Source organism: Herpetosiphonaceae bacterium (genome assembly GCA_036374795.1).
In the GTDB taxonomy this organism is placed as follows: Bacteria; Chloroflexota; Chloroflexia; order Chloroflexales; family Kallotenuaceae; genus LB3-1.
This window is the reverse complement of record DASUTC010000157.1, coordinates 24,795-37,905: the sequence shown is the minus strand read 5'-3', so window position 1 is coordinate 37,905 and position 13,111 is coordinate 24,795. Positions and strand designations below refer to the sequence as shown.

Sequence of the window (13,111 nt, the reverse complement as noted above, 5' to 3'; positions counted from 1 at the left end):
ATTAGCACATCTTCACGTCCAGCCGCGCGACAATCTCGCCCTCTTCGATCTCGCCGGTAGGCGCGAAGCCCAGGCTGTGGTATAACCGTTCGGCCTGGTGATTGTCCGGCTCATAGCTAATCTTTATGGTAGTGCAATCAGGCCGGGCCGTGAGCTTCGCAATCGCCTGCTCCATCGCGGCGCGACCGTAGCCCTTGCCCTGGTGGTCGCGATCGATCATCAGGCGGATGATCCAATCGTGCCCGTGCTCGTCGCGGCCATGCATCAAGAAGCCGACCATCGTATCGCCGTGGTAGATTGCCAGCGGCACAAAGGTCGGCTCGAACTTGGACTCGGCGATCGAGTAGAGATTGGAGGCGACAAAGTGCTCCTGGCCCTCGGCAACCTTGAGCCTGATCGCCTGATGCCAGTTGTCGCGGGTGATCTCGCGTAGCACAACGCTCATCGTCGTCTGTTCCCTGCGGATGCGCGACCGGCACAGCAGCGGCGCGACCTGCGCTTATCCTTCAACCGTCAGCCGCGCCGCGCGCTGTCGCAGCCAGTGATCGGCCAGCACCAGCAGCAGCATCGCCTCGGCGACCGGCACCAGACGCGGTAGGACCGTCGGGTCGTGGCGGCCTTTGACGACGATCGGCGTGGGCTGTCCAGTACGGTCGACGGTCTGCTGCTCCTGGGCGATCGACGCGGGCGGCTTGGCCGCCAGCCGCACGACGATCTCAGCGCCGTTCGAGATGCCGCCCAGGATACCACCAGCGTTGTTGGTCGCCGTGCCGATCGAGCCATCGGGCTGCCGCACAAACGGATCATTGTTGCTGGAGCCGCGCTGGTTGGCAGCATCGAAGCCGCTGCCGATCTCAACGCCTTTGATCGCCGGGATGCTGAACATCGCCTTGCCGATGTCGGCGTCGAGCTTATCGAAGACCGGCTCGCCCAGCCCGGCGGGAACGCCCCGCGCGCGCACCTCGACCACACCGCCGAGCGAGTCTAGCTCGCGGCGCGCCTGCTCCACCAGCGTGATCATCTCCTGCGCTACCTCAGGGTCAGGGCAGCGCATCGGGTTACGCTCGATCTCGGCCTCGTCGATCGTCCGTGCCCGCAGATGCGCCAGTTGCAGCGTGTACCCTACCACGCTCACGCCGATCGTGCCGAGCAGCTTGCGGGCGACCGCTCCGGCGGCTACCCGCCCGATCGTCTCGCGCGCCGAGGCCCGCCCACCGCCGCGATAGTCGCGCATGCCGAACTTGGCATCCCAGGTAAAATCGGCATGTCCGGGCCGGTACAGGTCCTTGATCGCGTCGTAGTCCTGCGAGCGCTGGTTGGTATTTTCCACCATCATCGCGATCGGCGTGCCCGTGGTGCGGCCCTCGAAGACACCCGACAGAATCCGCACGCTGTCAGGCTCGTTGCGCGCGGAGGTCATGCGGCTTTGCCCAACCCGCCGCCGATCGAGATCGCGCTGGATCTCGGCCTCGTCGATCGGCAGACCGGCGGGACAGCCATCCAGCACCACGCCGACCGCCGCGCCGTGCGACTCGCCGAAGGTGGTGATCCGAAAAAGTGTACCGAAGCTACTGCCACTCATGCCCGCTGCTCAACCCGCCGTCGGAAGAAGGCCCGCCGACTTGCAAGAGATAGCAAGAAGAAGACAACCGTAAAGGCCAGCAATCCGCCCAGGATCTGCTCCGCCAGGCTGCCGAGCGTGAAGCCATCCGGCGCAAGCGGATTGGCACCGGCGTAGTCCAGCCCCACGAGGCTAAACAGATTCACGCCAGCGGCGTCCAGCCCCACCAGCGCTGCCGCGCCGAGCATCGCGACCGTGGCGATCAGCGCGTTGAATACCCAGGACCAGCGGCCACGGAAGAGCATGCCCAGGATCAGCATCAGATCGACGACGGCCAGCGCGCCGAGCGCGATCGCCGTGCCAATCCGCGTTGCCTCTACGTCCGCCGGGACCAGCCGCAGCCGGAAGATCGCCAGCACAGGCTGCACGGCTGCCTCGAAGCTGTTTGGAAAGGCCAGGATCATCGCGGCAGAGGTCGCCACAGCGCCCAGGACGAAGAGCCACGTCAGCAGCACCAGCCAGCGCGCCACCTCCGCGCCGACACTGCGCCGATAGACGACCTCGGCGGGCACTGCGGTCGGCGGCGGCACCGTCGCCATCCGATCGGTGCGTCCGCCATCGATCGTCGTCGTGCTCAGCGGCGTGTACGCCGTCATCCGGTCGGTCTGCTGGCCGGGATGCGCCGTCACCGCGTCGGCCTGCGCGCGATAGGTCGGCATCGCCTCGGTCGGGGCCTCATGCGTGGCAGCGCCGGAGCGCGCGGGAATATCGTAGATCGCGGCGTTCGACTCACGGACGGGTTCGGGCGCTGGCCGGTAGGTAGCCTGCTGCTCGTGGCTCGTCGCTGTCCGCCACTCGGCATCGGACGACGTGTGATACACATTCGGCAGCTCGTAGCTGGCCGTCTGCTGCGCTGCCGGACGCGACTCCGCCGTCTCGAAGACCTCAGGATGCGTCTGACGCAGCCAGGCCAGTCCTTGCTGCGCGCGCTGGTTGGCCGGCGCGACGGTCAGCCCTTGCTCCAGGGCGGAGCGCTGCTCGCGCGGATCGGTGGCGATACCGCCAAGCCAGACCCAGGCATCGGCGTTGAAGGGATCGGCGGCGACGATCTGCCGCAGCATACGGAGCGCATCATCGCGGCGGCCCGCGCGGGCGGCGGCAATCGCTTGATCAAGGGTAGCGTGTGTCTCGTCGTTCATAAACGCTTTCTCAGTCATACTTGTCACCTCGCCAGATTGAACAGCCTGCGCTCGCGCAAACCGCTCCTGCGTACACGGCACGGATGCTTTCTCGCGGCCTTCAAGTTGTTCGCGCCGAGGCCCGCAGCTTGGTCCAGGGATCGGGGGTCAGCCGCTCAAAGTTCAACGTGCAGCGTTGCGAGTTCAACGCTCCCGTTGCTCGTTGTTCTTTGTTCTCTGCTCGTCCCCGGCCTAACGACCCCAGGCGCTCTGACGCCATGCTGTCTGAACTCGTCGGTACGTCTCGATCGTCTGCGCCGCGATCCGCTTCCAATTATAGACGCTTTTTACATCGCGTAGTGCATTCGCCGCGCGCATCTCCGCCCAGTCGGGATGGTGCAGCGTATGCAGGATACCCCAGGCCAGCGAGTGCGGATCGCCGGGATGGGTCATAATCCCTGTCTCGTGCGGCCTGATAAACTCGGCGAGGCCGCCGGTTCGCGTCACGACCACCGGGCAATTGTACGCCATTGCCTCAAGCGCGACGATCCCGAACGGCTCGTACAGGCTTGGAAAGACCGCAACGTCCGCCACTTGATACAGCTTATCACGAACAGCGTCGCTGATGTAGCCGGTAAAGACAAAATGATCGGCAAGGCCCTGCGCGGCGACTTGCTGGCGCAGCGGATCGAGCATCGGGCCGGTCCCGGCGATCACAAATTTGAGCCTGGGAACCTCGCGGAGGATCTGCGGCGCGGCCTCGACGAGCACCTGGACGCCTTTTTCGTGGACGATCCGCCCAACGTAGTACACGATCTTCTCGTCGGGATCGGCGTACATCGCGCGAAAGGCCACCTGCTCGCACCACGGCAAGGGCAGCGCATCGGGCACGTGAACGCCGTTGTAGATCACATCCAGCTTATCGGGCGGCACGCCGAAGAAGGTCTGTACCTGCTGCGCCATATACTGGCTGACCGTAACCACGCGCCAGGCTTCGTACGTCAGCCACCACTCGGTGCCGTTGATCGCCAGCGATTGCTCGTTGCTCAGATCGCCCTGACGCCGACCGCGCTCCATCGAGTGGACGGTGACGACCAGCGGACGTTTGAGCGCATATTTGAGCGCGATGCTGCTGTAGGCTACCAGCCAGTCGTGGCCGTGGATCAGATCGAAGCCGCCAAGATCAAGGCTAAGCTCGTGGCCTTTCCGCTCAAGGCTATTGTTGCTGTGCTGGCTAAACGCGACGATACCCTGGTGATCGCGCTGGGTATCAGGCATGACGCGATGCACGGTCGCGCCCGGGCAGATCGTTTCTATCTCGGCGCCACCGCGCAGGTGTGGCGTGACGACATGCACTTCTATGCCGAGGGCCGCTAGCGCTGGCACCAGATCTGCGACATGCTTGCCGAGGCCACCGGCGACATGCGGCGGAAATTCCCACGACAGCAAAAGAATACGCAAGGATAGTTCTCCTTTGGGTGGTTGGTCGATCTGCTGGATGTATCGCGTATTGGGTGCGCTACCTTCGCAGGTTGGTATGGGACGTGCCAGGGTACGGTGGTTCGATGCCTGTATTGTAGATCAAAATCGAGCAGGCATGCGCGGCATAGCAGACCGCGCACCACATTGTGTGGTTGTGGCGAAGGCGAGCGCTGTCCAATTTAAACGTCGTGGGGGCGCTGCGGGATACGGCGCGAGGACTGAGGCGCGGCTTAGGCTTTCGCCGCGCGGAGTTCTGCGTACATGCGGTAGGCTTCGTTGGCGCGATCCGACTGGCCGAGCGCGCCGTACATCTGGCCGAGCGCGTAGTACAACTGCGGATCGTCGCGGTTGATGGTGATCGCCTGCTGTAACATCGTCACGGCGCGACTCTGCTCTCCGGCGCTGTAGAGCGTTTCGGCAAGCTGTGTCAGCGCGGCGGCATTCCTGGGATCGCGCTTGATCGCGGCCTCGAATGCCTCGATCGCCTCGCGCAGCCGCCCGGCGGTGCGGTAGGCAACGCCCAGCGCGAAGTGGGTTTCCGCCTGATCGGGCGCGATGTCTCTGGCGCGGTTGAACGTGCTGATCGCCCGGTCGAGCTGGCGGGCCGCGACATACAGGCTGCCCAGCTCGCGCAGCACGCGCACATTCTGCGGCTCGGCTTTTTGCGCCTGTCGCAGCGTGGTGATCGCCTCGTCGATCTGGTTGTGCTGGCGCTGAATCTGGCTCAACTGGATCAGCGTCGGGACGTGGCCGGGCAAGAGCTCGGCGGCGCGGGTCATGAGCTGGAGCGCCTCGCGGCTCCGGCGCAGGTCGTTGTAGATCGTCGCCAGCAGCCGGTGAGCCTCGCCGTCTTCGGGATTGATGCTGATCGTCTGGCGCAAGGAATCGACCGCCGTGGTGACATCGCCGTCGGTCAGCGCCGCAATCGCCAGGTTGTACTGCGCCGCCGCAAAGCTCGGATCGAGCGCGGTCGCGCGATGGTAGGCGGCGATCGCCTGCTCCAGCGGGGCGCGGCTGCCGCTCTCGCGTGCCTGCGTTGCGCGGATGTTGCCCAGCAGGTAGGCCGTGCGCGCATCGGTGGGCGCGATCCGGAGCGCCTGCTCCAGTGTTTGCGCCGCGCGCTCCAGCTCGCCCTGCTCGGCGCGAAGCTCCGCCAGCTCGTGGTACGTGGTCAGCACGTGCGCGTCGATGTGCAGCGCGGTCTTCAGCTCTTCCAGCGCCTCGGCGGTCCGTCCGTTCCGTCGCAGGAGCTTGCCAAGCTGGACATGCGCCGGAGCATAGAGCGGCTCTTTCTCGATCGCGGCGCGAAACTCGTGCTCCGCCTCGGCGTCGCGGAACTGCTGGAAGTAGGCCAGGCCCAGGTCCATGTGCGCGCGCGCATCCGCCGTCACAACGGGCGTGCGGGCGATCGGGCTGAGCGCTTCGGGACTCCCGCCGGTCTGCTTATAGACTCGCGCCAGCGCGGCGTAGGCGTCGGCGTAGTTGGGCTGGATCGCGATTGCCTGCTCCAGGGCTTCGAGCGCGCCGGTCGTGTCACCGCTCTGCTCGCACAGCAAGCCCAGCAGGTAGTAGGTCGCGGCGTGATGCGGATCGAGCGCGAGCGCCCGCTCAAGCTGCTGCTGCGCCGCGCCGAGGTTGCCGCCGTCGATCAGCAGCGCGGCCAGGTCGCGCCGGGCCTCGACATCCATCGGCTGGATCGCGAGCGCCTGGTCAAGGATCTGCCGTGCCGACGCGGCGTTGCCCTGCGCACGCAGGATCGCCGCCAGGCCACGGTAGCTTTCGCTCAGGCTCGGATCAAGCTCGATCGCGCGGTCGAAGTGCTTTTCGGCCTCGGCCTGGCGGTCGACGCGCTGCTGAAGCACGGCCAGGTTGTGATGAGCCAGCGCCAGCATTGGAGCCTGCTCGACCGCCTGGGTCAGTTGGTCGAGCGCCGCGACGGTTTCGCCGCGCAGCGCGTGGAGCACGCCCAGGTTGACTAGCGCCTGCGCCGAGAAGGTCGGCTCGTCGGCGATGGCGCGATAGGCTTCGATCGCCGCCTCCCAGCGCTCGCCGATCACATGCAGGTTGCCGCTGAGCAGATACGCGGCGGCAATCGCCGGGCTGATATGCCCGTTCGCCTCCGGCGTGACGTGCACGGCGGCCAGCTCGTTGAGCGCCTCCTCGTCGGCGTTGTAGGTATAGAAGATCAGGCCCAGCAGGAACGACCAGAGCTGCTGCACGCCGACGTAGCGCGCCTGCCAGACGCGCATGCGCTGCACCGGCAGCGCGATCGTCTCAAGGCCGCACAGCCGCAGGTCGCTCTGCGGGATCGGCATCTCCAGCCGCTTGGTCAGCGTGATCTGCGGCGCAAAGACCAGCTCGTTGTCTGCGGCTCGCTCCGTCACGCCCCAGAGGACGATGTCGGCGTTGGCGGTATCGCCCGCCAGGATCGCCTCGCGCTCGTCGGCGATGTAGGGCAGCGTCACGAGCGCGACGTTGGGGATCGGCGCGATTAGCTTGCGGATCGCATGGGCCAGCATCTCGCCGACCTCGATCCCGCCGTCCGGCAGCGGCAGGACCGTCTCGCCTTCTTCGTTCAGCACCGGCTCCCAGGTTGGGCGCGGACGCACCCATTGCAGCAGCGTGCGGCGCGGCGCGTGCACCCCCTCAGGCGCGTCGTCGCCGAAGCGCGCCACTCCCACGACGATATGCCCGGTGATCGGCTTGCGCGGCGGAACGTTCAGCAGCGCCCAGACCGCGATCAGCACCAGCGCGGCGATCACGCGCACAATAAAAAAGAGCCAGCTCACCGCCGGGCTGATGCTCGGCAGCGAGTCGACATAGAGCGCAAGTGGTACCAGCAGCAGCGCGATCCCTGCACACGTCAGGAGCGTCGATCGCGAAAAACGCGGGATGGCGAAGTGACCCGATTGCATGGCCCAAGTATAGCAACCGCGCTCGGCACAGCGCTATTACGCAGGGTCGGTATTGGCGATGGGCCAATCGGCGCGCGGGATGTGGACCGATCTAAGTAAGGAACAAAGGAACAAGGAAACAAGGGAACAAGGGGTTTCAGCCGTTGTTGGTTTGCTCGTTTGTTCCTTTGTTCTTTACCCCTGCCACCGCTCCAGCCGATCGAGCACGGTCGCGCGGTGCGCGTGCGCCGCCACCAGCAGCACATCGCCGGTTTGCAGCATCGCCAGCGCGGCGTCGAGCGCGGCGACTTCGTCGGGGAAGATCACGACCTGATCGGCACGTATCCCGGCGGCTAGCGCGCCCTCCTGGTAGAGCCTGGTTGTCTCGCCCAGCTCTCGACCGCGCAGGTAGCGCTCCTCCTCGTGCAGCAGCAGCGTGTCCACCGCCTCAGCCGCGAGCCGACCCTGTTCGCGGATCTGCTCGTCGGGCCGATCGCCGGGACCGCCCAGGATCAGCAGCAGCCGCCCGCCGCGTCGCTGCCGCATCTCCTGGCCGAAGCGCAGCAGCGCGATCAGTCCCGCCTCGTTGTGCGCGTAGTCGAAGGCCACCAGCATGGTGTCGCGGTCGAAGAGATTCAGACGGTTGGCGTTGTGGCTGGCCGAGGGCATGAACGTGCGCAGCGCATCGACGATCGTCGGGAGCGGCACGCCCAGGCCGAGACAGGCCGCCGTCGCCGCCAGGACGTTCTGGACGTTGTGCAGCGCCGCGCCGCCGACGGTGATCGGAATGTCGGCCAGCGCGAAGTGGCCCCGCTGATCGTTAAAGCTGACCTCGACCTGCTGGCCGTCGCTGCGGACGAACGAGCCGCCGATCTGCTGGTGGGCGGCAATCGCGGCGCTCTGCCGATCGTTGCTGAAGAGCACCACCTGCGCAGCGCTCGTCTCGCCCATCGCCCGCACGAGCGGATCGTCGGCGTTGAGGATCGTGTAGCCGTCGGGGTGCGTCACGCGCACCAGCAGGCCCTTGACGCGCGCCATCTTCGCGGGCGTGTCGATCTCGAACTCTCCGAGATGATCCGCCGAGATGTTGGTGATGACGCTGATGGTGCAGGTGTTGAATCCCAGCCCGCGCCGCAGGATGCCGCCGCGCGATGTTTCCAGCACCGCCACATCGACCGCCGGATCGGTCAGCACGCGCCGCGCCCCGGCCCAGCCCGCCCAGTCGCCCTCCTCGACCTGCTGCCCGTCGATGAAGATGCCGTCCGTGTCGGTGTTGCCCACGCGCAGGCCCGTCTCGCGCAGGACGTGCGCGATCAGCCGGACGGTGGTGGTCTTGCCGTTGGTGCCTGTGACCGCGACGATCGGGATCGTGCCGATCTGCTCCCAGGGAACATCGACCGACATGCCCAGGCTGAGCACGCTCGGATCGAGCGCCCAGCCCCGCGCGCCGCTGCCGATCATCACCGTGCCGTCGCCGCGCGGCACCATTGGTAGATCGCGCACTCGCGCCTCGGCGTAGAGCTGAAGCTGCCGGAGCGACGGCTCCTCGTGTTTGCGCGCGTCGATCGCGGCGAAGAGCGCCTCGTCGTGGCTGTACTCCTCGTCGCGCTGCTCGGCGGCCACCAGATCCGCAGCCGCGCCCTCCGCGATGCGCTCGCCCACGTTGGGCAGCGGCGTCGTCCAGGTGGTAGTGATCACGAAGCCGCCGTCGGCTGGCTGCACCTCCTGCCGCAGCGCGCCGATCACCACGCCGACCTGCTGCGCCCAGGTTTTGACGGTATCGCCGATCGTGCGGCTGATGTCGCGGTCGGCCCAGATCTGGAGCTTGACCGTCGGCTGGAACGAGTAGATATTGGGACCTTCGAGCGCCCGCAGATCGCGGATTTCGAGCGGCATTGCCAGGCGTCCTTTCCATGCGATTGTTCGTGCGATTGAACGGTTGACTCGATTGTACCACCGCGCGGGGTGCGCGATAGCAGGGGCCTGAGATGAGACAAGGGCACCTGCGTGCCCCTGTCCGGTAGTGGTGTAGCGATTTTACTCAGCCCGCGCCAGCGACGCGGCGGTTTCGAGCAGCCTGATGAACTCCGTCACGTCTGGATCGCGCTCGAAGTCGCGCTGCGCCTCATGCGCCAGCTCGACCACGTCGTCCAGCGTGCTGCCCTGGAACCAGCGCGAGTGCCGCAGCAGCTCGGCGTACTGCGCCACGCTGACCGCGAGCTTGAAGCGCCCGCTGGCCCTGCCGAAACTGGCCCGCCGATCCTCGCTCCGTAGCGTCTGTGTCTCCTCGATGATCTTCGAGTTGTCGGGCTGGTGGTAGCGAATGCGAACCGTCGCGATGTCGCCTGTGGCGTCGGGGACGCGCCGGATCTCGTAGAGCGCAGTTACGCTATGGCCCGCTCCAACCTCACCGGCATCGACCGAGTCGTTGCGAAAGTCCTGATCGGTGACATCGCGATTCTCGTAGCCGATCAGCCGGTAGTGGCTGACGACATCGGGGTTGAACTCGACCTGAATCTTGGCGTCGCGCGCGATCAGTTGCAGCGTGCCGGTCAGATTGTGGACGAAGACGCGCTCGGCCTCGTCCAGCGTGTCGATGTAGGAGTAGATGCCATTGCCCGCGTCGGCGAGTCGTTCCATCAATTCGTCGTTGAAATTTCCCATTCCAAAGCCATACGTCGAGAGTTTGATGCCCTGCGAGGTGTAGCGCCGGTACGTTTGCAGCAGCGTCTCCGGGTCGGTCACGCCATTGTTGGCGACTCCATCCGAGCAGAGCAGGATCATGTTGTTGCCGTCGGGCACAAACGCTTCTTCGGCCTGGGCGAAGCCAATGTCCAGCCCCGCCTCGACATTGGTCGAGCCGCTTGGCTGTAGCTCGTCGATCGCGCTCAAGATCCGTCCTTTATTCGCGCCGCTAGTCGGCGGCAGGATCGAGCGGGCGTCGCTGCCATAGACCACGATGCCGATCTGATCGTCGGCCCGAAGCTGCTCGACCAGCAGCGCGAGCGCCTGCTTGACCGTCTCCAGACGTTCTTCGCGCTCCATCGATCCCGACACATCGATCACAAACGTCAGCGAGGCGGGCGCGCGATCTTCCTCCTGAATCGTGCGGCCCTGAATCCCGATCTGCACCATGTCGTAGCCTTTACCGCCGAACGGCGACGGCGCGGCCTCGGTGTAGACGGCAAACATGCTGCCATCCTCCGGCTGCGGATAGCGATAGTTGAAGGAGTTGAGATACTCCTCGACGCGCACCGAATCGGGATCGGGCAGGTAGCCGTCGGCGAGATACCGGCGCATCACGCCGTAGGAGGCGGTATCGACATCCATCGCGAACGTCGACCGGGGATCTTCCAGCGTATCCACGAATGGATTGACGCCATAGTTGCGATAAAATGTCGAGTCGTACGGCTCGTCGTCGGGCCGGGGCGAGCGGTCAGGCCGCGCGGTTGGCCGGGGGTGGGCAGCAGGCGGCTGCGCGTCTCTGCTCGAATCTGCCGCAGGTGCTTCTGCCGCTGGTCGTGCCGCTGCGCCCGCCGCGACGGTATTCGGAGGAGGGGAGGCTTGGGGCATGGCTGATGCTGCCGGAGATGCCGCAGGAGATGCGGCGGCGCTGTTTTCTGAAGACTTGTTCTGTCGGTTGGAGTGCTGGTTAGCGGTGTTCGAGCGGTCGGTGGTCGAGCTGGTTGGTGTTCCAGCAGCGCCGCCACATGCCGTCAGCACAAGCGTCAGGCAGATGATGAGCGCGATCAGGATCGAGTTGCGTCGTTTCACGAAACCCTCCTTGAGCATAAGCGGATTGTTCGTTGTGACGCGCCCACGCAATCGAGGTATCATAGAGCAGCTTTTCTGTTTATCTGTCGATGGGGTCTGTCTCCTTTCCTCGTCGGCTGCTGAGGACGATGATCAGCGGGGCCTCCTTTCGGGCGCGTGTGAGCAATAGATGACATCGCGCTGATTTTGGTTCCAGAAGCTCACAGGTTAGACTTGTTTAGGAATCTCCATAACTGGAGGTAGCGCAATCTTCGAGTTCAACGTTCAAAGTTTCGAGTTCAAGGTTCTCTACTTGTTCCTTTGTTCTTTGTTCTCAAAAAGGATTTTCCCATGACCCAACGCGCTCAAACCCTAGAAAAAACGTTCGTCAAGACGTTACGCCTGAGCTACCTGCTCCACCTGCCCGACGGCTATCGCGACGATCCGCAGCGACGCTGGCCGCTGATCCTCTTCTTGCACGGCAGCGGCGAGCGCGGCGACCATATCGAGCAGGTCAAGCGGCATGGCCTGCCAAAGATACTGGACCAGCGCCCGGACTTTCCCGCGATTGTCGTGTCGCCGCAGTGCCGACGCGATTCGGCGTGGGTGGTGGAGATCGAGGCGCTCGACGCGCTTTTTGAGGAGATCACGTCGGCCTACGCCGTGGACCACGACCGGATCTACCTGACCGGGCTGAGCATGGGCGGGTACGGAGCCTGGCACTACGCGGCGCTGCACCCCGATCGGTTTGCCGCGCTGGTGCCGATCTGCGGCGGCGGCCTGTGGTTCGTCGGGTTTCCGGACAAAGCGTGTATCTTAAAAGACGTGCCGACCTGGGTCTTTCACGGCGCGCAAGATGAGGTCGTGCTGCTCAGCGAGTCGCAGGTGCTCGTCGATGCGCTCCAAGCGTGCGGCGGCAACGTGCGCTTCACGGTCTATCCCGATGCAGGCCACGACTCGTGGACGCCCGCCTACAACGATCCCGAATTGTACGAGTGGCTCTTCAAGCAGGTTCGGCGCTCGTAGCCCGCGCGGGCCGCAGCAGGAGCGCGCTCGCTGATCCGGCAGCGCCAAATGCACGCTACCTGGAAGCCCAAAGATGTGGTAAGCTGATGCGGCCCTCACCGATGCAACGGCAGCAGTGACGAAAGGACGATCGATGCAGCAAGAATATGTCGGTCAGCTTGTGCGTCTGCGTCCGCTCGAAGACGACGATCTCGACGCAGTGATGAGCTTGTATCGCTCGACGACCAACTACTGGGCGGCGATCGGCTATGGCCGCGAGCCGGTGAGCAAACTTCAGTTGCAGAGCGATTTTTTGGACGCGCAGCGTACCGAGGGGCGGGTGCTGTTCGCGATCGTTCGCTGCGAGGACAACGCGCTGATCGGCGTGGCCGATGTGCAGCTTGAGGCGATCATGTCGGATACCGCGACAATCGCGCTGCTGCTGGTCGGCGGGCAGTACCAGCAGCATGGCTACGGCAGCGAGGCCGCCGATCTGCTGGAGCGCGCGCTGTTTGCGCAGCCGGAGATCGAGTTTATCATGGCCGGCGTGGCCGAAACCAGCGAGCTTGGTCAGCGATTCTGGCTGCGGCGCGGCTACCACTACTCCGGCTCGACCACGCACGATCCGCAGAGCAGCCGCACGACGATCTGGCTGGCGAAGAAGCGTCCGGCGACAGCCACAGCCCAGCCGGGCCATGATGGCTGATCCGGTCGGCGATTTCGCACGTCTCCGCGCCGAGGTTGCGGCCACTGACGATCGTGATCGCCAGCAGGCGCTTGTCGATGCCTTTGTCTCCGCGCATCCGGTATCGCCCCTGGTTAGCGCCGATCGGGCGATCATCTACTACACAGGCAGCGCCGCTTCGGCGCTGCTGCGCGGCGATATGCTCGACGAGCGCTCCGAGCGGCTGTACGCGCAGCCCGCGCATCTGATCATCGGCACCTATGAAACCGCGATCGGCGCGCCCGACCGGGGCGATGCTGAGGCCGATTTTCTCCGCGCCAACCGTGAGTTCCGCGATCTCCTCGACGCGCAGCGCTACCGCTATGCCTACGCCGAATACCACGAGGGCCACTCGTGGGGCCTGTGGCGGGTACGGCTCGGCGATGCGCTGGCATTTCTCCTCAATCCGTAGTTTGAGTTTCAAGTTTCAAGTTTCAAGTTCCAAGGTTTCACTTGTTCTCTGTTCTTTGTTCTTCGCTCAGTTCTTGGTTCTTGGTTCTTGGTTCTCCGTTTG

General features: G+C 65.0%; 10 protein-coding genes. 3 read left to right on the top strand and 7 right to left on the bottom strand.

Annotated features, from left to right (window positions below; translation table 11 throughout):
- Nucleotide 1: 1 nt before the first annotated feature.
- The 7 genes from VFZ66_11045 to VFZ66_11015 all read right to left on the bottom strand — a co-directional run bounded on the left by VFZ66_11045 (nucleotide 2) and on the right by VFZ66_11015 (nucleotide 10,889).
- Complete coding sequence (locus VFZ66_11045) at nucleotides 2-445, bottom strand: GNAT family N-acetyltransferase (protein ID HEX6289720.1); 444 nt, start codon at nucleotides 443-445, stop codon at nucleotides 2-4.
- A 54-nt stretch (nucleotides 446-499) separates the two neighbouring features.
- Nucleotides 500-1,582: a chorismate synthase gene (gene aroC / locus VFZ66_11040; protein HEX6289719.1), complete on the bottom strand. Its 1,083-nt coding sequence runs from the start codon at nucleotides 1,580-1,582 to the stop codon at nucleotides 500-502.
- On the bottom strand, nucleotides 1,579-2,778 hold the full coding sequence (locus tag VFZ66_11035; GenBank protein HEX6289718.1) for a hypothetical protein: 1,200 nt from the start codon (nucleotides 2,776-2,778) through the stop codon (nucleotides 1,579-1,581). The genes aroC and VFZ66_11035 overlap by 4 nt, the downstream gene beginning before the upstream one ends.
- Nucleotides 2,779-2,991: 213 nt before the next feature.
- The gene (locus VFZ66_11030) at nucleotides 2,992-4,200 is read right to left on the bottom strand and encodes a glycosyltransferase family 4 protein (GenBank protein HEX6289717.1); all 1,209 of its coding nucleotides are present in this window, start codon (nucleotides 4,198-4,200) and stop codon (nucleotides 2,992-2,994) included.
- A gap of 251 nt (nucleotides 4,201-4,451) precedes the next feature.
- Complete coding sequence (locus VFZ66_11025; protein HEX6289716.1) at nucleotides 4,452-7,136, bottom strand: tetratricopeptide repeat protein; 2,685 nt, start codon at nucleotides 7,134-7,136, stop codon at nucleotides 4,452-4,454.
- 174 nt (nucleotides 7,137-7,310) lie between these two features.
- Nucleotides 7,311-9,011 (bottom strand): DUF4938 domain-containing protein, encoded by a 1,701-nt coding sequence (locus tag VFZ66_11020; protein HEX6289715.1) that lies wholly within the window; start codon nucleotides 9,009-9,011, stop codon nucleotides 7,311-7,313.
- A gap of 141 nt (nucleotides 9,012-9,152) precedes the next feature.
- Nucleotides 9,153-10,889 (bottom strand): VWA domain-containing protein, encoded by a 1,737-nt coding sequence (locus VFZ66_11015; protein HEX6289714.1) that lies wholly within the window; start codon nucleotides 10,887-10,889, stop codon nucleotides 9,153-9,155.
- A gap of 330 nt (nucleotides 10,890-11,219) precedes the next feature.
- Between VFZ66_11015 and VFZ66_11010 the strand changes: the two genes are divergently transcribed.
- From VFZ66_11010 to VFZ66_11000, 3 genes are all read left to right on the top strand, one after another.
- The gene (locus VFZ66_11010) at nucleotides 11,220-11,894 is read left to right on the top strand and encodes an alpha/beta fold hydrolase (protein HEX6289713.1); all 675 of its coding nucleotides are present in this window, start codon (nucleotides 11,220-11,222) and stop codon (nucleotides 11,892-11,894) included.
- Nucleotides 11,895-12,027: 133 nt separating this feature from the next.
- A complete protein-coding gene (locus VFZ66_11005) occupies nucleotides 12,028-12,579 on the top strand; it encodes a GNAT family N-acetyltransferase (GenBank protein HEX6289712.1) in 552 nt (183 codons plus the stop codon).
- Entirely contained in the window at nucleotides 12,569-13,009 is a 441-nt protein-coding gene (locus tag VFZ66_11000; protein ID HEX6289711.1) for an alpha/beta hydrolase-fold protein, read from the top strand. Before VFZ66_11005 ends, VFZ66_11000 begins: the two co-directional genes overlap by 11 nt.
- The last annotated feature ends 102 nt before the right edge of the window (nucleotides 13,010-13,111 follow it).